The sequence below is a fragment of the Curvibacter delicatus NBRC 14919 genome (assembly GCF_001592265.1).
GTDB lineage: Bacteria > Pseudomonadota > Gammaproteobacteria > Burkholderiales > Burkholderiaceae_C > Hylemonella > Hylemonella delicata.
In genome coordinates this window covers 66356-86689 of record NZ_BCWP01000015.1, presented here as the reverse complement: position 1 = coordinate 86689, position 20334 = coordinate 66356, and the positions used below count along the sequence as shown (strand labels likewise).

Here is a 20334-nt window from a genome sequence, read left to right as displayed (position 1 = left end):
TCAGCAAATCCCTAACCTGCTGGAGCCCCTGTTCGAGAAAATGGGCTTCAGCCTGGTGGCCCGCCACCGTTCCAAGGACGTGCTGCTGTACCGCCAGGGCGAGATCAACTTCATCGTCAACCGCGAGCCGCGCAGCCTGGCCTCGTATTTCGCGGCCGAGCACGGTCCCTCGGCCTGCGGGTTGGCCTTTCGCGTGCGCGATGCCCACCAGGCTTATGCGCGTGCACTGGAGCTGGGTGCGCAGCCGGTCGAGATTCCGACCGGGCCGATGGAGTTGCGCCTGCCGGCGATCCGCGGCATCGGCGGGGCGCCGTTGTACCTGATCGACCGCTTCGAAGATGGCAAGTCGATCTACGACATCGATTTCGAGTGGGTTGAGGGCGCCGACCGCCGGCCGCGCGGCCATGGGCTGCGCCTGATCGACCACCTGACGCACAACGTCTACCGCGGCCGCATGGCCTATTGGGGCCAGTTTTACGAACGGCTGTTCAACTTCCGCGAGATCCGCTACTTCGACATCCAGGGTGAATACACCGGCCTGACGTCCAAGGCCATGACGGCGCCGGATGGCAAGATCCGCATCCCGCTCAACGAGGAGTCTTCGCGCGGTGCTGGCCAGATCGAGGAGTTCCTGATGCAGTTCAACGGCGAGGGCATCCAGCACGTGGCGCTGCTGACCGACGACCTGCAGGCCAGTGTGGATGCCTTGCAGCTGGCCGGCATTCCGCTCATGACGGCGCCCAACGACGTCTATTACGAGATGCTGGGCGAGCGTCTGCCCGGCCACGGCCAGCCGGTGCCCGAGCTGCAGGCGCGCGGCATCCTGCTCGACGGTTCTACCGCCGGGGAGAAGCCTCGCCTGCTGCTGCAGATCTTTTCGCAGACCCTGCTCGGGCCGGTGTTCTTCGAGTTCATCCAGCGCCAGGGCGACGAGGGTTTTGGCGAAGGCAACTTCAAGGCCTTGTTCGAGTCGCTGGAGCGCGACCAGATCCGCCGCGGCGCGCTCCAGACGGGCTGAACCACGTCCGTCGGTTTGGGGCCTACCAGTCCACCAGGCTCAGGCCGATGCTGAGCACCGTGCGCTGGCGGTTGTAGTCCAGCAGCGAGTCGCCGTAGCCGCTGAACAGCTGCACGTGAAAGCGCAGCCCGCTGGCCAGGTTGCTGCGGGCGGGTGTGCCTATTGCGCGCAGCCAGTCGATGCGGATCGAACCGTTGCCGGCCGCCTGCAAGGAATGGCGCACCGTCATGCCCAGCGAGTTGAGTTTGTCCAGGTTCCACATGCCGGTGACTTCGGCGCGCCCCACGTAGTCACTGATGCCCGGGTTGTCATCACTGGCGGCGTCTTCCGGCATGCGTTGCCAGAGGCGGCCGGTCAGCGTGAAACGGTCGTCTTTTTCTGCCCCGGCCATCAGGATGATGCGGTTCCAGCTGCGTGACAGCGGCAGTGTCTGGCCGTTGGACTGGTGGTTCAGGCTGATGCCGCTGTAGCGCAGGCGCCAACCGCCGGGCAGGTCGGCGTCGGTGGGCACGATGTACATCAGCTCCGGTTCGTGGTCGGTGTTGCGGAACGGGCGCGAGAGCTGCTCGTTGAAGAGCTGCCAGTAGGACTGCTGGCTGTAGCCAAACCACAGCGAGTCGCGCTTGAGCGGGTCGTCGTGCGTCAGGAAGCCGGAGGCGATCTTGGTGCGCACCGAGAGCTGGATGCGGGTCTCGCCTTGCAGGTAGGGCTGGTAGCTGGCGGTGTGGCCGGCCGTGGGCGTGCTCGGCGCCGTGTTGACGCTGTCGGCGCCGATCAGTGACAGGCTGATCGGGCGGTAGCCGCGGATGTTGAAACGGCCGCAATCGCTGCTGGCCTCCAGTTCCCAGAAGCGTGACAAGGTTGACGACTGGCCGCTGCGACAGTCGGGTTCGGCTGCTGCGGTCTGTGCGGGCTTGTCAGCCGCCGCGGTGGCGGCAGGTGCTGCGGGCGTCGGCTGTTCCGAGGCCAGGGCCGGTGGGGCCGTTTTGGGCACTGTGACGGTCGTGGCCGGCACCTGCTGGGCGGCCCAGCGGTCGAAGCAGGCCAGCCGTGCCGGCGCGTCACCCAACCGGGTGCAGGCCAACCAGTCGACGTCTGGTGTCGGGATTTCAGGGTGATTTTGGGCTGTGGCGCTTGTCGATATTGCGCCAATAGCTATCAAAAATATAGCAATCGACCTCATGGCGAACCGGCCAGCGCTTGCGCAGCCGCCGTTTCCTGTGCCTTCTTGGCAAATTCGGCGCGCAAGGCACGCAGCTTTTCGCGCGGGTCCTCCTTCACCGTGGCCTGGTCCAGCGCCATCTCGGCGATGAAACGGCTGGGCTGGGCCGACACCATCTCGCGGCCCTTTTTCTTGCGGCGCGGCCAGCTCACGGCCAGCGTACGCTGAGCGCGTGTGATGCCCACGTACATCAGGCGGCGTTCTTCCTGCAGGCGCTGCGCAATGCTTTCATTGGCCGCCTCGTGCTCGCGCGTGGAGCCGCCCACCGAGTCGGCGCCTTCGTCGAGCTTGAACGGCAGCATGCCTTCGGTCACACCGGCCAGGATCACGTGCGGCCACTCCAGTCCCTTGGAGGCGTGCAGGGTGGAGAGCGTCACCACGTTCTGGTCCTGTTCGCGTTCGCTGATGGTGGACAGCAGCGAGATCGTCTGCGCCACTTCCAGCAGTGACTTCTTCTCGCTGGTGAGCGACACGCCGGCGGCATCGTCGATCTGGCCGCCGCAACGCTGCGCCATCCAGTCGCAGAACTCCATCACATTGGTCCAGCGCGAGGCGGCCACTTTTTCGTTGTCTTCGCTGTCGTACAGGTGTTTCTCGTAGCCGATCTCCTTGAGCCAGTCAGTCAGGAAGGCACGTGCATCTTCCGCACCGTTGGTGTGGCGGGCCCGGTACTCGAGGTCGTTCAGGTAACGGCCGAACTCGTGCAGGCTGCCGACGGCGCGGGCGTTCAGCACCGAGCCGAGCGAAGACGAGAACAGCGCTTCGAACAGGCTGAGCTTGTACTTGCTGGCGAACACGCCCAACTGCTGCAGCGTCTGGTGGCCAATGCCGCGCTTGGGCGTGGTGACGGCGCGCAGGAAGGCCGGATCGTCATCGTTGTTGACCCACAGGCGGAACCAGCCGCACAGGTCCTTGATCTCGGCGCGGTCAAAGAAGCTCTGGCCGCCCGACACCTTGTAGGGAATCTGCGCGCGTCGTAGCGCCTGTTCGAACACGCGCGCCTGGTGGTTGGCGCGGTAGAGCACAGCGAAGTCGCGGAACTCCTTGTGCTGCGAGCTGGCGCGCAGGCTCTGGATGCGTGCCACGGTGCGCTCGGCCTCGTGTTCCTCGTTGTCGGCATCCACCACGCGCACCGGCTCGCCTTCGCCCAGGTCGCTCCACAGGTTCTTCGGGAACAGCTTGGGGTTGGGGCCGATCACATTGTTGGCGGCGCGCAGGATGGCACTGGTGGAGCGGTAGTTCTGCTCCAGCTTGATGACCTTCAGGTTGGGGAAGTCAACCGGCAGCTTCTTCAGGTTGTCCAGCGTGGCGCCGCGCCAGCCATAGATCGACTGGTCGTCGTCCCCCACGGCGGTGAAACGCGAATTCTGCGGGTCGTGGCTGCCGACCAGTGCCTTCAGCACCTCGTACTGGGTGGCATTGGTGTCCTGGTACTCGTCCACCAGGATGTGGCCCATCATCTGCTGCCACTTGCTGCGCACGTCTTCGTGGTCGCGCAGCAGTTTCAGCGGCAGGCCGATCAGGTCGTCGAAGTCCACGCTCTGGTAGGCCGTCAGGCGCTCTTCGTAACGCGCCATGATGTGCGCGATGATGCGTTCGTTGTCGTCGGCCGCCTGCGCTTCGGCCTGCTCGGCGTTCAGGCCCATGTTTTTCCACGCACTGATGGTCCACTGCCACTGGCGGGCGGTGGCGGCGTCGACCGAGCCGCCAGCATCTTTCAGGATGCTGGTGACGTCATCGCTGTCGAGGATGGAGAACTGGGGCTTGAGGCCCAGCACCTCGCCGCTTTCGCGCAGCATGTGCACGCCCAGCGCGTGGAAGGTGCAGATGCGCACGTCCTTGGCTGCCTTGCCGATCAGGCCCTTGGCGCGCTCGCGCATCTCGGCCGCCGCCTTGTTGGTGAAGGTGATGGCGGCAATGCGTTTCGGGTCCATCCCGGCCTGGATCAGGCGGGCGATCTTGTGTGTGATGACGCGCGTCTTGCCCGAACCGGCGCCGGCCAGCACCAGGCAGGGGCCGTGCAGGTAATTGACGGCATCCTGTTGCGCGAGATTCAGACCGTGGGAAGGGGTGGACGACATGCAGAAAACAGAGGCGAAGCGAGGAATCATACCGAGAGTGCATCCCGCATCCTGAAGGGGGCGCAAAGCCGTGCCATCTGCTGTGACAATAAGGTCCGTGCTGAACATTCTTTCTGTCACCTTTCCCTTTTTCGCCCTGGTGCTGTGCGGCTATCTGGCGGCGCGCCGGCGCGCGCTGCCGCTGGAGGCGATTCCCGGGCTGAACGGTTTTGTGCTGTTCTTCGCCCTGCCCTGCATGCTGTACCGCTTCGGTGCCACCACACCGATTGGCCAGCTATTGGACTACGCGGTGTTCGCCGTCTGGCTGCTGTGCGGCCTGGTCATGGTGGGGGTTGCCGTTGCCGTCACGCGCAACCAGCGCACCAGCTGGAACGATGCCTCGTTTGGCGCGCTGGTGGCGGCTTTCCCCAACACCGGCTTCATGGGCGTGCCGCTGCTGGTGGCGCTGCTGGGGCCGCTGGCGGCTGCGCCCACCATCGTCGGCATGCTGGTCGACATGGTGGTCACCACCTCGCTGTGCATCGCCCTGTCGCGCCTGGACGGTGCCGACAAGCACGGCATGGCCGTGGCGCTCAAGAGCGCGTTGCGCGGCATTCTGACCAATCCCATGCCGTGGGCCATCCTGCTGGGCGGTGTGGCCTCCTCTCTCCAGCTGCAGTTGCCTGGGCCGCTGGACAAGACCGTGGGCCTGCTGGCCGACGCCGCTTCCCCGGTTGCGTTGTTCACCATCGGTGCCGTGCTGGCGCGTTCGCAGATCCTGACCGAGCAGAGCGGCCACCCGCCCATTCCGCCGCGCGACTATGTGCCGGTGGCGCTGTTCAAGCTGGTCCTGCACCCGCTGCTGGTGCTGCTGGTGGGCAGTGCCGCCATCTGGCTCGGCGTGCCGCTGTCACGTTTTGCCCTGACGGTGATGGTGCTGGCCGCGGCCCTGCCCAGCGCCAGCAATGTGTCGTTGCTGGCCGAGCGCTTTGGTGCCGACAACGGGCGTATCGCCCGCATCATCCTGGTCTCCACCGCGGCGGCCTTCTTGAGCTTCTCGGCCGCCGTGGCCCTGATGACCTGATTCCCGTTCTTTCCTCTGAGGCCGCTGCAGGCGCCGCGATAGGCTTGCGCTATTTGATGGATATTTCAAATCAAATGGCAAATTCAATAGTCAATATCTAAACTCGAGCCACTTTCAAGTCAAAGGAGTACCGTATGACCACTGCCTATCTGCAAGCCCATGCCCAACGCCAGCCGTCCTGGCTTGAATGCCTGGCCACCTTGGCGCAAGCCAGCTGAGACGTCGCGCCGCGGAACGTCAACCTCACACGCCTAGGAGAAAACCATGTCCCATGAAGCCAAATGCCCCTTTCACGGTGCCGCCGGTGGCGGTACGCAAAACAAGGATTGGTGGCCCAACCAATTGCGCCTGGATCTGCTGAGCCAGCATTCGGAGAAGTCCAACCCATTGGGCGCGAACTTCGACTACGCCCAGGAATTCAAGAAGCTTGACTATGCGGCACTCAAGGCCGATCTGAACAAGCTGATGACGACGTCGCAGGACTGGTGGCCGGCCGACTTCGGCAGCTATGCCGGTCTGATGATCCGCATGGCCTGGCACAGCGCCGGCACCTACCGCGTGGGCGACGGCCGCGGCGGTGCGGGCCGTGGCCAGCAGCGCTTCGCGCCCCTGAACTCCTGGCCCGACAACGTGAACCTGGACAAGGCACGCCGCCTGCTCTGGCCGATCAAGCAGAAATACGGCCAGAAGATTTCCTGGGCCGACCTGATGATCCTGGCCGGCAACGTGGCACTGGAAAACGCGGGTTTCCGCACCTTCGGTTTTGCCGCCGGCCGGGAAGACGTGTGGGAGCCGGACCAGGACGTGTACTGGGGCCAGGAAACCACCTGGCTGGCCGGCGACCAGCGCTACAGCGGCGAGCGTGATCTGGAGAACCCGCTGGCTGCCGTTCAGATGGGTCTGATCTACGTGAACCCCGAAGGTCCGAACGGCAATGGCGATCCGCTCTCGGCCGCCAAAGACATCCGCGAGACCTTTGCGCGCATGGCGATGGACGACGAGGAAACCGTGGCGTTGATTGCCGGTGGCCACACCCTCGGCAAGACCCACGGTGCCGGCCCGGCCGACAACGTGGGTGCCGATCCGGAAGCCGCCGCCCTGGAGCAGCAGGGTTTCGGCTGGGCCAATAAATTCGGCGCCGGCAAGGGCAAGGACACCATCTCATCCGGCCTGGAAGTGACCTGGACCAGCACCCCGGCGCGCTGGAGCAACGACTTCTTCCAGTTCCTGTTCAAGTACGAATGGGAAAAGACCAAGTCACCGGCCGGCGCCATCCAGTGGGTGGCCAAGGGCGCGGACGCCATCATTCCCGGCCCAACAGCTGATTCGCCGGCGCGCCGTCCGACGATGCTCACCACCGACCTGTCGCTGCGCTTCGACCCGGCCTACGAAAAGATCTCGCGCAAATTCCTGAACGACCCGCAGGCCTTTGCCGAAGCCTATGCCCGTGCCTGGTTCAAGCTGACCCACCGCGACCTGGGGCCGAAGGCGCGCTACCTGGGCCCCGAGGTGCCGAAGGAGGACCTGCTCTGGCAAGACCCATTGCCTGCCGCAACGCACAAGCCGACGGCGGCCGACATTGCCGACGCGAAGGCGAAGATTGCTGCCTCCGGCCTGTCCGTGGCTGAACTGGTGGCCACGGCCTGGGCCTCGGCTTCCACCTTCCGGGGCGGCGACAAGCGTGGCGGCGCCAACGGCGCGCGCATCCGCCTGGCGCCGCAGAAGGACTGGGCGGTCAACCAGATCGCGGCCAAGGTGCTGCCCAAGCTGGAAGCCATCCAGCAGGCCTCGGGCAAGCTGTCGTTGGCCGACATCATCGTGCTGGCCGGTGGCGTCGGCATCGAGATGGCCGCCAAGGCCGCCGGGACGGCCGTGGACGTGCCGTTCGCACCGGGCCGCGTGGATGCCACGATCGAGCAGACGGATGTGGCGTCCTTCGGCCACCTGGAACCCCTGGCCGATGGTTTCCGCAACTATGTCAGCGCGAAGATGGCCAAGTCGGGCATCCCGGCCGAGCACCTGCTGGTGGACAAGGCCCAGCTGCTCACCCTGACGGCGCCCGAGATGACGGCACTGGTCGGCGGCCTGCGGGTGCTGGGCGCCAACTTCGATGGCAGCAAGCAGGGCGTGCTCACGGCCAAGCCCGGCACCTTGACGAACGACTTCTTCGTCAACCTGCTCGACATGGCAACGGAATGGAAGCCGGTGTCCAAAGAGGCCGACAACTTCGAGGGCCGGGACCGCAAAACCGGCGCCGTCAGGTGGACGGGCAGCCGTGTGGATCTGGTGTTCGGTTCCAACGCCGTGCTGCGTGCGCTGGCCGAGGTCTATGCCAGTGCCGACGGCAAACAGAAGTTCGTGCAGGACTTCGTGGTGGCCTGGACCAAGGTGATGAACCTGGACCGTTTCGATCTGGCGTGAGTCGCCTGCAGTCTGGAAAGACAAAACAAAGGCCGCCCTCGGGCGGCCTTTGTCGTCTGGCGGCGATGCGCGCTGGCCCCCCGCTCAGGGCTGGGGCCGGCCAGGGCTTTGGGTGCCTTCGGCGCGTGCTGCGAGGTAGGCATACAGGTCCATGATTTGCGCGCTCACGACCGGTTCCCCTTGCCAGGCGGGCATCGTCAGCGGAGCGTCTTTGCGTTGCATGACCACTTCGACCTGGGTTTCCCGTGTGGTGCCCGGGGTGTTGGTTTGCGCCGGGGGCTGTGCCCAGTCGTAGCGTTGAAGCACCAGGCCGGCAAAACGACGCGGGCCCATGTCTTTCACGCGCGGCAGCAGGTCGGGGGCATTGACCGTGCCGTTTGCATCGGCGCCGTGGCAGCTGGCGCAGCGCGCCTGGAAAACGCGCCAGCCGACGTAGACCGATCCTGGCGGCTTGCTGCGCTGGGCGATTTCCTGGGCCGGCTGGCGGTTCAGCCATTCGGCAGAACAGCCGGCCAGCAGCAGGGCTGCCAGCACGGCGGCGCCATACAAGCGAGCGCGCGGCTGACGTGGGGACGTTGAAAACCTGGCCATCATCATTTTTTCCTTTTCTGGGCTGGAGCTGCTGTCATCCATGGTGCTGCTCCTGCTTCATTATGCGTGGGCTTGCGGCTGTTCGGCCTCACAGTCGGCGCAGCGGTTTCTTTTTCCAGACCAGCCGGTAATACGCCGTCTGCAGGGCCAGCATCGCCAGAAAGGCAATGGGGTAGGACGCCCAGATGCCGTTCAGGCCATAGAACTGGTTCAAGACCCAGGCCGCTGGAATTTCGATGCCCGCAATGGCGAACATCGTGATGGCGGTGGGCATCAGCACGTTGCCGCTGGCGCGCATCAGGCCCGACAGCACCATCGACATGCCCATGATCACGCTGCTCCACAGCATGATGTGCAGCAACGTCTGCGCCATGTCCACCACTGCCATGTCGGTGATGAACAGGCCCAGGATGTGGCACGAGAACAGATAACCCAGCCCTACCAGCGCGCCGGTCAGCACCAGGTTCATCATGATGCCGGTGCGGGCGATTTTGCCCAGCGTGTGGCCGCGTCCGGCGCCGATGGCCTGGGCCGCCAGGATGGAGGCCGTGATGGCGATGGAGATGGCCGGGAACTGCACGTACGAAACGATCTGGTTCACCGCGCCATAGGCCGCAGTGGCCTGTGAACCATGGCGGTTGACCAGGAACAGGACGGCGATCTCGGCCACCGAGATGGTGATCATCGACAAGGCCGTGGGCAGGCCGACGAACAGGATCTTGAGCAGGATGCTGCGGTCGATGCGCAGATGCCTGATGAACGTGGCATCGGGGGCGAGCGGGTGGTGCTTGCGCAGGAGGTACCAGGCCGTCCAGCCCAGTGCAACCAGGAACGACACGGCCGCGGCATAGGCACCGCTGGTCACACCCAGGCGCGGCAGGCCGGCCCAGCCCAGGATCAGTGCCGGTGTGAGCAGCAGGCTGACGCCGGTGGAAATCAGCAGCGTCAGCAGCGACGTGGTGGTGTCGCCGACGCCGCGTAGCATGGAGGTGACCAGCAAGAACAGGAACAGGCCGGGGGCGGCGATCAGCATGATGCGGGCATAGGCCGTGGCCTCCGGCAGGATGTCGGCCGGCGTTTCCAGCGCACGCAGCATCATCTCGGTGAACGTGCCGCCAAAGGCCGCCACCACCAAGCCTGCGTACAGGCCCACCATCAGTGTGGTGCCGGCGATGGCCTTGACGCGGCCCAGCTCCTTGGCACCCCAGGCCTGGCCGATGAGGATGGCGGCACCCGCCCCCAGGCCGATCATGAAGGCGATGAAAAAGAACAGCACCGGAAAGAGCGCTGACACCGCGGCCATGGCCTTCACGCCCAGCATCTGGCCCAGGTAGATGTTGTTCACCGTGCCGGAAAGCGCTTGCAGGATGTTGCTGACGATCATCGGCCCCAGGAAGGCCAGGTAGACCTTCCACAAGACGGGCGGCGATTGGATGGGTTCGGCGTGACTCATGCTTGAAAAGCCTCCGCCAGCAATTTTTTCAGGTGCGTTTGCACATCCACCGGCCAGGTGGCGATGCGGGCCTCCAGGCCGGCCTGGTCACCCGCAAACAGGGCACGGCTGGCCTCCTCGAAGCCCGCTTCGTGCCCGGCCATGGTGGCCATGAACTTGTAGCCCACCTCCCGGCTCTGCCGGGCGCGGTCCTTCCCTTCGGATGACATGCGGGCCGCCTCCACCAACTTGCGCAGTGCCACCGAGGCGCCGCCAGGCTGCTGGCCCAGCCACTCCCAGTGCCGCGGCAGCAGGGTCACTTCCCGCGCCACCACGCCAAGTTTGGGGCGGCCGGGGCCGCGGATGGGCTCGGGGCTGGGTTGGGGCGTGGCCGGCATGCCCAGCCGGGTTGCGAAGTCTTGCGCCGAGCCACGCCAGTCCAGCTCGATCGTCTCGCTGGTCGTGTCGTTGAAGACCAGCACAGGTGGCGGGTTGGGCTTGTCGGCACTGCGGTCCAGTGCGGCTTTGGCCAGCGGGGCCACGTCCTTGAGTTCGCCTGTGGCGATGCAGCGGCTGCCTTCAAAGGCCGTGCAGGGTGTGCGGAGCCAATCCATAAATTACCCGGATGAAATTGAAAAATCAAATTATACCCGGGTATAAATAATTTTGCAATTTCACCCGGGTGATAATTGATCTCGGGTCAGATCGTCAGGGGGTCAACGTCCACCGCCCAGCGGATCAGCCCTTTGCCCTCGGGCCCCTGCCGCACCTCGTGCAACACCTCATGCCAGCCGGCCAGGAAGCGCTGCAGTGCCGCGCGCGACGGGCTTTCGATCAGCATCTGCGCGCGCTCCACATTCGCCACCCGCTGCACGCTCATCGGCACCGCCGGGTAAAGCGTGACACCCAGCGCGGCGGCGGCTTCGGTGCCTGACGCACTGGCAGCCTGCAGAAAGCCCTGAGCCGTTTCCTGCGAACGCGCCTCGGCGCGCACCAGGGCCTGGAAGCTGAACGGCGGCAGGCCAGCCTGTTCGCGCTCTTTCAGTTCCCCGGCGGCGAAGGCCGGGTAGTCGTGCCGCTTCAGGGCGTCAAACAGCGGGTGGGTGGGATGGAAGGTCTGCACCCACATCTCGCTGTCGCTGCTGACACCGGTGTCACGCCCGGCGCGGCCGGCCGCCTGCATCAGCAGGCTGAACAGGCGCTCCGGCGCGCGGAAGTCGCTGGAAAACAGCGCGCTGTCGGCATTGACGGCCGCCACCAGCGTGATGCGGCGGAAGTCGTGGCCTTTGGCGATCATCTGCGTGCCAACCAGCACATCCACGTCGCCGGCGTGCACCTGGGCCAGTTGCGATTCCAGTTCGCCCTTGTGTTTGGTGGTGTCGGCATCAATGCGCACGATGCGCACGGCTTGGCCGTCCGGCCGCCTTACATCGTCCAGCAGCTCGGCCAGGTGTTCCTCCAGCCGTTCGGTGCCGCGCCCCATGGGGCGGATGTCCGGGTTGCCGCAGGCCGGGCAGGCGCGCGGCACGCGCTCGGTGAAACCGCAGTGGTGGCAGCGCAGCGTGCGGTCGATCTTGTGGAAGACACGGAAGGCGCTGCAGTAGGGGCACTCACTCTTCCAGTCGCAGTCCGTGCAGTGCAGCACCGGCGCGTAGCCGCGGCGGTTCAGGAACATCATGCTCTGCTCGCCGCGGGCGATGCGAACCTTGATCGCTTCCACCAGCGGCGGCGAGAACACCGCGTGTTTGGGCTGGTGGTTCATGTCGACACGACGCACCAGTGGCAGGCCGCTGGCCGGGTTGTGGCGGCCGTCCGCGGTGACGGCGGGTTCACTGTTGCCGCCCACGCGGCTGGGCATGTGCAGCCGCAGGTAGCGGCCGCCTTCGCTGGCGGGGCGGCTGTGGTGCCAGCTCTCCAGCGAGGGCGTGGCCGAGCCGAGGATGACCTTGGCGCCCTCCAGCTTGCCGCGGTAGACGGCGAGGTCGCGCGCGGAATAACGTGCGCCTTCCTGCTGCTTGTAGCTCGGGTCGTGTTCCTCGTCGACCACGATCAGTTTCAGCTGCGGCAGGGAGGCAAACACCGCCATGCGTGTGCCCAGCACGATGCGCGCCGCACCGCTGTGCGCGGCCAGCCAGCTGGCCAGGCGCTGCGGGTTGGTCATGCCGCTGTGCAGCGACACCACCGCCTGTTCGCCGTACACGGGGCCGAAGCGTTCGATGAAACGCGCCTCCAGCTGCGGCGTGAGGTTGATCTCGGGCACCATCACCAGCACTTGCGCCTGCGGGTCGCGTTCCAGCAGTTGCTGCACGCAGCGCAGGTAGACCTCGGTCTTGCCGCTGCCGGTGGCACCGAACAGCAGGAAGGGGCCGGCCTGGGTCTCGATCTGCGAGATGACGCTGGCCTGCTCCGGCGTCAGCGTCAACGGGGCAATGGCCTGGCCGGCCGGCGCGGGGCTGGCCGGGGCCGCCTTGGCTTGGCGCTTGAGCCGGCGCGCCAGTTGTTCGGCGCTGAGTTCGCGCAACTGCGGCGGCAGTGCGGCCAGTGCCACCTCGCCCAGCGAGCGCTGGTAGTAGCCGGCGGCAAAACCGACCAGTTGCCGCCAAGTATCGGTCAGCGGGCTCAGGCTGTCCAACGCGGCGGTGATGGGGCGGGTCTTGTCGGCATCGAACGGGGCTGCTTCGCCATCGGCGGGTGTGTCCCACACCACTCCCAGGGTCTCGCGTTTGCCGAAAGGGACACGGACCAGGGTGCCGGCGGCAAGTGCCAGCTCACTTCGGTAGCTCAGCGGCCCGGCGACCTGGCTGTGTGCCGGGGTCTGGACCAGAACCGAAAGCCAGTGCGTCATGGAAAAGCCCGAGTTGGGGTGAATTCTTGAAGTTGACTTCCGAAAAAGACGCTAAGTGCTTGATCTGGAAGGCTTTTGTAAAGCATTCAAAGTTTCTGTGGATAACTTTGTTGATATCGCGTATCGATTCAGGCCGAAGCCTTGAAAATCAAGGCTTTTCTTGGAATGCCCACAAAAAAAGCAAAGTACTAAACCCTTATAAATCAACCACTTAGGTCCGCTATGGCTTTGATAGCGGGCATCCCCCATTTGGGGGACGGATTCTGCACCGCAGCACAGCTTTTGTGCATAAGTCAGGATTCACCAACCTGTTCTGGGGCATGCCGGAACTCGGGAAAACCACTATTTCCGCATCTTGCGGGAATGTTCGTGCACCGCTTGCACCAGGGCTGCCACGTGCTCGGGCGGGGTGTACTGGCTGATGCCATGGCCGAGGTTGAAGATGTGGGTCGGGCCCTGGGTGGCCGGGTCGCGGTGCGGTGCGCCGAAGCTGTCCAGCACCTTCTTCACCTCGGCCTCGATGGCGGCCGGCGGGGCAAACAGCACGTTCGGGTCGATATTGCCCTGCAGCGCCTTGTGCGCGCCAACCTGCGCACGCGCCTTGCCCAGGTTCACGGTCCAGTCCAGGCCGAGCACGTCGCAGTCGAGTTGGCCCATCTCCTCCAGCCACAGGCCACCGCCCTTGGTGAAGACGATGCGCGGCACCACTTGGCCGTCCACGCCGGTGCGCTTGAGCTGCGCCAGCACGCGGGCCGTGTAGGCCAGGCTGAACTGCTGGAAGGCGCCGTCGGCCAGCACACCACCCCAGCTGTCGAAGATCATCACCGCTTGGGCGCCGGCGTCGATCTGGGCGTTCAGGTAGGTGGCCACGGCGTCAGCGTTCACTTGCAGGATGCGGTGCATCAGGTCCGGCCGGCTGTACAGCATGGTCTTGACCTGGCGGTAGTCGTCCGAGCCGGCGCCTTCGACCATGTAGCAGGCCAGCGTCCACGGGCTGCCGGAGAAACCGATCAGCGGCACGCGGCCGTTCAGCGCCTTGCGGATCGAGGTCACAGCGTCGAACACATAACGCAGCTTGTCCATGTCCGGCACTTCGAGCTTGGCCACGGCCGCCTCGTCGCGCACGGCGGTGGCAAAACGCGGACCCTCGCCCTGGGCGAAGGACAGGCCCAGGCCCATGGCATCGGGCACGGTCAGGATGTCGCTGAACAGAATGGCGGCATCGAGCGGGTAGCGTTCCAGCGGCTGCAGCGTGACCTCGGTGGCGTAGTCCACGTTGGTGGCCAGGCCCATGAAGCTGCCGGCCTTGGCGCGCGTGGCGCAGTACTCGGGCAGGTAACGGCCGGCCTGGCGCATCAGCCACAGCGGCGTGTAGTCGGTGGCCTGGCGCAGGCAGGCGCGCAGGAAGGTGTCGTTTTGCAGGGGGGCGAAGCGGGGGGTAGAACTCATACCCCCAATTGTCGCAGGTGTACCGGCGTCCCCACGCGCCCGCACTTCGTGTCGTTCGCTGCCCCACACAAGGGGAAGGGGGCGCTCGTTACCTTGGGGCGGCCCGGCGGCAGCTCGGGCGGCGGGCCTTACCGGGCCAAGCGCACTTCGAGGATTTCGAAGTCGATTGCCTCGCGGTAGATGCGCGCGTCCTGGCCGGCCATGTGCAGCAGGATCTTGGGGGCCTGGTGGGTCACGAGCCGGTGCGCCGCGATACCGGCCAGCACCAGGCCCAGGCCGATCCACGGATAGCCGTACCAAGCCATGCCGATGCCGGTCCCGATGATGGGCAGGATCAGCGCCGTCAGCATCAGCCGGTGCTTGACGTACTTGCGTGCCCGCTCCGGGTTGACGATGACGCGGAAACGCCCGGCCGGCAGGCCGGTGCGGAACTCGTCATAGGGCACCTCGATGGTTTCCGGTGCCGTGCTGTCGCGGCTGTTTGTCTCGCTCATATTCTTGTACTCAGGCCCGGGTGCGGGCGGCGTGGTCAATCTTCAGGCAACGATTCTGCACCACGGCCAGGCCGGCGGCGCGCGCCCGGTCTGCGGCAGCCGCATGTTCCACGCCGAGCTGCATCCACACCGCCTGCGCGCCGATGGCAATGGCCTCCTCGACGATGGGCGGGATGTCGGCCGAATTGCGAAAGCAGTTCACCAGCTCGATGCGCGCGTGCTGCGCTGCTTCACGCAGGCTGGGGTAGACCCGCTCACCCAGGATCTCGCCATTGGCATTCGGGTTGACCGGCACGATGCGCCAGCCCTGCGCCTGCATGTAGCGTGCCACCTGGTAGCTGTCGCGGTGTGGCTTGGGTGACAGGCCGACCACCGCCACGGTGCGGCAGTGGTCGAGGATGGTGCGGATCGCCTGGGTCTGGTCCATGCACGTGCTTTCAGCTCACAGCTGCGCCAGGGCGGCGCGCACTTCCTGCACGCTCAGGATTTCCGACAAGACGATCGGCGCCCTGCCTTGTTGGTAAAACACATAAACCGGCACGCCGTTGCGCCCCAGCTGCGCCAGTGCGGCGGTGATGGCCGGGTCGCGCCGGGTCCAGTCGGCGCGCAATAGCGTCACCTTTTTCGCTTCCAGCTCGGCCAGCACAGAGGGATCGGCCAGTGTGGTCTGTTTGTTGTACTGGCAGGTCACGCACCAGGCGGCGGTGAAGTCGACGAACACGGTCTGTTGGGCGGCCACCAGTTCCTCCACCCGGCCCGGGGCCCAGGCCTGCCAGCGTTCACCGGCCGCCGGGGCTTCCGCGGTGGTTTGGGTTTTCAAGGCAAATGGGCCGATGGCCCATGTCAACCATGCGCCAGCAGCTATCAAAATAGTAGCAATCACAAAACGTGAACGGCCGGTGAGCGTGAGCGACCAGATCACTGCGCTGAAAACCACCAGCAGTGCCAGCAGCGCGCCGGCGCCATCGACGCCGCTCTGGTGGCCCAGCACCCAGACCAGCCAGGCCACGGTGCCGAACATCGGGAAGGCCAGCAGTTTGCGCAGCGCGTCCATCCAGGCGCCCGGCTTGGGCAGGGCGCGGGCAAAGGCCGGCACGAAGCTGGCCAGCAGGTAGGGCAGCGCCAGGCCGAGGCCGATGGTGGCAAAGATCAGCAGCGCCTGCAGCGCCGGCAAGGTGACGGCCAGGCCGAGCGAGGCGCCCATGAAAGGCGCGGTGCAGGGCGAGGCCACCGCCACCGCCAGCACGCCGGTGAGGAAGGCGTCGAGCACCGGGTGGCGCGCCTGGAAGGCCGCCAGCGAGGAGGGCGCGAACTGGCCGAACTCGAACACGCCGGCCAGGTTGAGGCCGATCAGGGTGAAGAGGGCGGCGAGGGCCGCCACCACGGCCGGGTTCTGCAGTTGGAAGCCCCAGCCCAGGCTTTCGCCGGCGGCGCGCAGGCCCAGCAGCAGCAGGCCCAGCAGCACAAAACTCGCCACCACACCCGCGGTGTAGGCCAGGCCGCTGATGCGGTGGCCGCGGTGGTCGTCGGCATGGCGCGTGAAGCTCAGCACCTTGATGGCCAGCACCGGAAAGACGCAGGGCATGAGGTTGAGAATCAGGCCGCCCAACAACGCGCCCAGCAAGGCGGCGAGGAAACCGAGCGAGGCGGCGGGGGCAGCCGGGATCTGTGCATTGGCTTGCAGGGCCGCCTGCAGCGCTGGCGACAGCGCCGCCGGGGCCGCCGTCTTGGGCCACTCGCCGGTGACTGGCAACTCGACGCGCCAGCCCGCGTTCTTGTGCGTCAGCACCAGCGGCAGCACGGTGGGGCTGGCACTGCGCGCTTCGGCCAGCGGCAGGGTGGCGGTCCAGACCGCCCCCTGCCAGGCCTGCTGCCAGGGGGCCGAGGGGTTGACGATTTCGGCGGTCTCGGGAAAAACCTCCAACGTCTGCCCCTGCAGCCTGGCCGGCAAGCCGTGCAAGGTCAGCTGCAGGGTCCGGCCGTCGATGCGGAGCTGGCTGCCCTTGGCTGCCGCCAGCGCTTGCGGCTGGGCGGCCAGCGCGGCGTCAAAGGCGGCGCCGTTCAGGGCGGTCGAGCCTTTGACCGGAACGCTGAGCGTGAACTCGCCCTCTTCCGGAATGCATTCCTTGCGGCAGACCAGCCAGCTGGCCTTGAGCTTGACCGTCAGGTCCGGGTTGAGCAGCGAAGGTTTGAAGTCGGGGGTGATGGTCAGCGGCACCGGCAGCAGCAGCGTGCCTTCATAACCGTAGTTGACCAGCTTGCCGAGCGCGATCTTGTGCGGCAGCGGCCAGGCGATGTCGCCGGCCAGCACGCCCGGTGGCAGCGTCCATTCCAGCTGCGTGGGCAGGCCGGAGTCGCCCGAGTTCTTCCAGTAGGTGTGCCATTCGGGCTGGTGCCGGATCTGCAGCCCGAGCCAGACCGGCTGGCCCGGTGCCACGCCTTGGGGCGCATGGGCCATCAGTTCGGCGCGCACCTGCTCGGTGGTGACCACCGTTTTTTGCGAGCTTATTTGGGCCTGGGACCCGATGGATAAAGCGGCAGCTGCTATGAAAAAAAGAGCGTTCTGCAGAAGTCGGGACGGCCGGGGCAAGGTCATGAAGGGCAAGCGGTGAGTGAAGCCGGTGGGAGTGAGGGGCGCGGCACAAGTTCCCCGCCCGTTCGGGCGGGCGACGCACAGGCCACAGGCCCGCGCCGGGTGCAAGCACCAAATATAAGCCAATGCGAAAGGGCTTGCAAAAGGCTATGGCTGTCATAGACACTATCAAAGCCACGAGCCGGCTTGGGCTCGAATAATGCTTTCGTTTCCCGGAAACAGGCCGCGAAGAAGAGCCTGCGCATGACGTTCATCTAGCGGAGGATGCTTATGGTGCCCAGCATGGAAGCGGTTCTGAGCCCTTGGGTGACGCAACTCAAGGCCAAGACCAATCTACCGGTCCTGATTCAGTGGGGCGACAACCCGGCGCCGGGTTCCGGCCTGCGGCTCGGCGAGTTCAGCCAGCCCAAGGTGGTGATCCAGGTGCGCAAGGCCAGCGCCATCCCGCTGCTGCTGTCGCCCAGCCTCGACAGCCTGGGCGAGGCCTATGTTGAAGGCCAGATCGATGTGACCGGCAGCGTGGACGACGTGCTCGACATCGCGCACCGGCTGGCCGAGGCCGGCAGCAAGACCGAGGGCCGGCTGTCGCGCATGGTGCGCCGTTTCACGCACACCAAGAACACCGACCGCGAAGACATCCAGTACCACTACGACGTCTCCAACGCGTTCTACCAGGTCTGGCTCGACCCGGCCATGGTCTATTCCTGCGCCTACTTCGAGAACGGCGACGAGACACTGGCCGAGGCGCAGACCAAGAAGATCGACCACATCCTGACCAAGGTGCAGCTGCAGCCGGGCCAGCGCCTGCTCGACATCGGGTGCGGCTGGGGCGCGCTGGTCATGCGCGCGGCCTCGAAGTTCGGCGCGCGCTGCCTCGGCGTCACGCTGTCGCAGCGGCAGTTCGAGCTGGCCACCGAGCGAGTGCGCCAGGCCGGCTTGCAGGACCGGGTGGAGATCCGCCTGCAGGACTACCGCGACGTGCAGGGCCAGTTCGACCGCATCACCAGCGTCGGCATGTTCGAGCACGTCGGCATCCAGCACCTGCCCGGCTATTTCAGTCGTATCAACGAACTGCTGACGGACGAGGGCTGGGTGCTCAACCATGGCATCACCTCCACCGACGCCAATGACGGCGAAACCAGCCATGGCGGTGGCCGTTTCATTGACCGTTACGTCTTCCCGCACGGCGAGCTGCCACACATCGGCACCGTGCTCAGGACCATGCAGGAGGGCGGGCTGGAAGCGCTCGACATCGAGAGCCTGCGCCGCCACTACGCGCGCACCACCGGCTTGTGGAGCCAAGCCTTCGAGGCCAACGGCGAGAAACTCAAGGCCATGGTGGATGAGAAACGTTGGCGCATCTGGCGTGTCTACCTCGCCGGCAGCCAATGGGCCTTCGAGCACGACGAGGTGTCGCTGTACCAGGTGCTGTGCCGCAAGGCAGGCCGCCCGGCGCGTGGCCTGCCGTGGTCGCGGCGCTGGATGTACGCCCGCTGACAACGGCGCACTCCGATAATGGCGGCATGCCCGACCAGCCTGCCGCCATCGTCCTGACAACGCTCAACGCCAAGTACATCCACGCCTCGCTCGGCCTGCGTTACCTGCTGGCCAACATGGCGCGCCATGGCGGCGAGGACTTGCGCGCGCGTTGTGTGCTGCGTGAGTTCACCATCGCGCGCAAGCCGCAGGACATCGTGGACGAACTGCTGGCACTCCATCCGGCCATCGTTGGTTTTGGTGTCTACATCTGGAATGTGACGCAGACCACCGAGGTGCTGCGTTTGCTGAAAAGTGCGCAACCGGCTATCAAAGTCGTGTTGGGCGGGCCTGAGGTCAGCCACGAAGTCGAGCAACAGGCCATCGTGCAGTTGGCTGACCACGTGATCACGGGTTGGGGCGATGTCAGTTTCCCCAAGTTGTGCCGGGCGCTGCTGCATGGCCCGCAGCCCCTGATGAAAATCGTCGCAGGCGAGCAGCCACCGCTGGACGAGATCGTGCTGCCCTACGCCGAGTACAGCGACGACGACCTGGCGCACCGCCTGCTGTACGTGGAGGCGTCGCGCGGTTGCCCGTTCAAGTGCGAGTTCTGTTTGAGCTCGCTCGACAAGACCGCCTGGGCTTTCGACCTCGACACCTTTCTGGCCGAGATGGATGCGTTGTACCGGCGCGGTGCGCGCCACTTCAAATTTGTCGACCGTACCTTCAACCTCAAGGTCGAGGCCTCGGTACGCATCCTGCAGTTTTTCCTGGACCGGATGAGTGAGGACCTGTTCGTCCACTTCGAGGTGGTGCCGGACCAGCTGCCCGACCGGCTGAAAGCCATGATCGTCCGCTTCCCTGAGGGCGTGCTGCAGTTCGAGGTTGGCATCCAGAGCTTCAACGTCGAGGTGCAGCAGCGCATCTCGCGCCGGCAGGACAACGCCAAGACCGAGGCCAACCTGCGCTGGCTGGTGGGCGAGAGCCCGGCTCACCTGCATGCCGACCTGATCTTCGGTCTGCCGGGTGAGACGCTGCAAAGTTTTGCCCAAGGTTTCGATCGTCTGTACGCGCTGGGGCCGCACGAGATCCAGCTCGGCATCCTCAAGCGCCTGCGCGGCACGCCGATTGCGCGTCACACCGCCGACTACGGCATGGTCTACGACCCCGCGCCGCCCTACACCGTGTTGCAGACTGGTGCGGTGGACGCGGCCGCGCTGCAGCGCTTTACCCGCTTGGCGCGCTACTGGGATCTGGTGGCCAATTCAGGCCGGTTCCGGCAAAGCCTGCCGCTGCTGTTGCAGGGGCCGTCGGCGTTCGCTGCCTTTGCGGCCTTTGCCGACTGGCTGTGGCAGCGCCAGGGCGAGACGGCGCACCTGACGCCCGAACAACTGGTCGATGCGCTGTTCGATTACCTCGTCAGCGAACGCGGGGGCGACGAACAGGCGGTGCGCCAGGCCTTGCTGGCCGATTACCTGGCCAGCGGCGCCCGCGCACGGCCGCGCAGCCTGCGCGAGGTGCTGCCGCCCCAGGGGGTGCCCGTGCCGCGGGCCGTCCGGGTGCGGGCCGAGCGCCAGGCGCGTCACGGTGACCCAGCGACGCCAGCGGCCAGCACGGCCGCGGTGACGGCCGAGGCTCTAAGATAGACG

The 20334-nt window shown here is 65.9% G+C and carries 15 protein-coding genes; 5 read left to right on the top strand and 10 right to left on the bottom strand.

The features are described 5' to 3' along the window. The coding region (hppD, locus tag CDE01S_RS09165; protein ID WP_066706271.1) for a 4-hydroxyphenylpyruvate dioxygenase at positions 1 to 1018 on the top strand (1018 nt) is incomplete at its 5' end. 22 nt (positions 1019 to 1040) lie between these two features. Here the strand turns inward: hppD and CDE01S_RS09160 are convergent. Both CDE01S_RS09160 and CDE01S_RS09155 read right to left on the bottom strand, forming a co-directional pair. Next, on the bottom strand, positions 1041 to 2201 hold the full coding sequence (locus CDE01S_RS09160) for a phospholipase A (protein ID WP_084382821.1): 1161 nt from the start codon (positions 2199 to 2201) through the stop codon (positions 1041 to 1043). Next, a complete protein-coding gene (locus CDE01S_RS09155) occupies positions 2198 to 4351 on the bottom strand; it encodes an ATP-dependent helicase (RefSeq protein ID WP_066706212.1) in 2154 nt (717 codons plus the stop codon). The genes CDE01S_RS09160 and CDE01S_RS09155 overlap by 4 nt, the downstream gene beginning before the upstream one ends. Before the next feature lie 67 nt (positions 4352 to 4418). On the opposite strand from CDE01S_RS09155, the gene CDE01S_RS09150 reads away from it, so the two are divergent. After that, on the top strand, positions 4419 to 5384 hold the full coding sequence (locus tag CDE01S_RS09150) for an AEC family transporter (RefSeq protein ID WP_066706210.1): 966 nt from the start codon (positions 4419 to 4421) through the stop codon (positions 5382 to 5384). Between the two features lie 264 nt (positions 5385 to 5648). After that, a complete protein-coding gene (gene katG, locus CDE01S_RS09145; protein ID WP_066706207.1) occupies positions 5649 to 7805 on the top strand; it encodes a catalase/peroxidase HPI in 2157 nt (718 codons plus the stop codon). An 84-nt stretch (positions 7806 to 7889) separates the two neighbouring features. Here katG and CDE01S_RS09140 read toward each other — a convergent pair whose 3' ends face one another. From CDE01S_RS09140 to CDE01S_RS09105, 8 genes are all read right to left on the bottom strand, one after another. Beyond that, positions 7890 to 8438 (bottom strand): c-type cytochrome, encoded by a 549-nt coding sequence (locus CDE01S_RS09140; protein ID WP_084382820.1) that lies wholly within the window; start codon positions 8436 to 8438, stop codon positions 7890 to 7892. Positions 8439 to 8484: 46 nt separating this feature from the next. Next, complete coding sequence (locus CDE01S_RS09135) at positions 8485 to 9831, bottom strand: MATE family efflux transporter (RefSeq protein WP_066706269.1); 1347 nt, start codon at positions 9829 to 9831, stop codon at positions 8485 to 8487. A gap of 14 nt (positions 9832 to 9845) precedes the next feature. Beyond that, positions 9846 to 10442: a DUF2239 family protein gene (locus tag CDE01S_RS09130; protein ID WP_066706199.1), complete on the bottom strand. Its 597-nt coding sequence runs from the start codon at positions 10440 to 10442 to the stop codon at positions 9846 to 9848. A gap of 86 nt (positions 10443 to 10528) precedes the next feature. Beyond that, positions 10529 to 12673: a replication restart helicase PriA gene (gene priA / locus CDE01S_RS09125; protein WP_066706196.1), complete on the bottom strand. Its 2145-nt coding sequence runs from the start codon at positions 12671 to 12673 to the stop codon at positions 10529 to 10531. 342 nt (positions 12674 to 13015) lie between these two features. Then, positions 13016 to 14122, bottom strand: a complete 1107-nt coding sequence (gene hemE, locus CDE01S_RS09120; protein ID WP_066706193.1) for a uroporphyrinogen decarboxylase — start codon at positions 14120 to 14122, stop codon at positions 13016 to 13018. A gap of 128 nt (positions 14123 to 14250) precedes the next feature. Further along, positions 14251 to 14616 carry a hypothetical protein gene (locus tag CDE01S_RS18475; RefSeq protein WP_066706190.1) on the bottom strand — a complete coding sequence of 122 codons (366 nt, stop codon included), beginning with the start codon at positions 14614 to 14616 and terminating at the stop codon, positions 14251 to 14253. 10 nt (positions 14617 to 14626) lie between these two features. Further along, positions 14627 to 15043: a CoA-binding protein gene (locus tag CDE01S_RS18470; RefSeq protein WP_066706187.1), complete on the bottom strand. Its 417-nt coding sequence runs from the start codon at positions 15041 to 15043 to the stop codon at positions 14627 to 14629. A 15-nt stretch (positions 15044 to 15058) separates the two neighbouring features. Then, positions 15059 to 17212: a protein-disulfide reductase DsbD family protein gene (locus CDE01S_RS09105; RefSeq protein WP_066706266.1), complete on the bottom strand. Its 2154-nt coding sequence runs from the start codon at positions 17210 to 17212 to the stop codon at positions 15059 to 15061. 279 nt (positions 17213 to 17491) lie between these two features. On the opposite strand from CDE01S_RS09105, the gene CDE01S_RS09100 reads away from it, so the two are divergent. Next, entirely contained in the window at positions 17492 to 18706 is a 1215-nt protein-coding gene (locus CDE01S_RS09100; protein WP_066706263.1) for a class I SAM-dependent methyltransferase, read from the top strand. Between the two features lie 26 nt (positions 18707 to 18732). Further along, positions 18733 to 20331: a B12-binding domain-containing radical SAM protein gene (locus CDE01S_RS09095; RefSeq protein WP_066706252.1), complete on the top strand. Its 1599-nt coding sequence runs from the start codon at positions 18733 to 18735 to the stop codon at positions 20329 to 20331. Positions 20332 to 20334: the final 3 nt, after the last annotated feature.

Bases quoted from the DNA above. Each gene is read 5' to 3' on its own strand.
- CDE01S_RS09160 (WP_084382821.1), bottom strand. From the start codon at position 2,201: ATGAGGTCGATTGCTATATTTTTGATAGCTATTGGCGCAATATCGACA.
- hemE (WP_066706193.1), bottom strand. From the start codon at position 14,122: ATGAGTTCTACCCCCCGCTTCGCCCCCCTGCAAAACGACACCTTCCTG.
- CDE01S_RS09100 (WP_066706263.1), top strand. From the start codon at position 17,492: ATGGAAGCGGTTCTGAGCCCTTGGGTGACGCAACTCAAGGCCAAGACC.
- CDE01S_RS18475 (WP_066706190.1), bottom strand. From the start codon at position 14,616: ATGAGCGAGACAAACAGCCGCGACAGCACGGCACCGGAAACCATCGAG.
- CDE01S_RS09105 (WP_066706266.1), bottom strand. From the start codon at position 17,212: ATGACCTTGCCCCGGCCGTCCCGACTTCTGCAGAACGCTCTTTTTTTC.
- CDE01S_RS09155 (WP_066706212.1), bottom strand. From the start codon at position 4,351: ATGATTCCTCGCTTCGCCTCTGTTTTCTGCATGTCGTCCACCCCTTCC.
- katG (WP_066706207.1), top strand. From the start codon at position 5,649: ATGTCCCATGAAGCCAAATGCCCCTTTCACGGTGCCGCCGGTGGCGGT.
- CDE01S_RS18470 (WP_066706187.1), bottom strand. From the start codon at position 15,043: ATGGACCAGACCCAGGCGATCCGCACCATCCTCGACCACTGCCGCACC.
- CDE01S_RS09130 (WP_066706199.1), bottom strand. From the start codon at position 10,442: ATGGATTGGCTCCGCACACCCTGCACGGCCTTTGAAGGCAGCCGCTGC.
- priA (WP_066706196.1), bottom strand. From the start codon at position 12,673: ATGACGCACTGGCTTTCGGTTCTGGTCCAGACCCCGGCACACAGCCAG.
- CDE01S_RS09140 (WP_084382820.1), bottom strand. From the start codon at position 8,438: ATGGATGACAGCAGCTCCAGCCCAGAAAAGGAAAAAATGATGATGGCC.
- CDE01S_RS09095 (WP_066706252.1), top strand. From the start codon at position 18,733: ATGCCCGACCAGCCTGCCGCCATCGTCCTGACAACGCTCAACGCCAAG.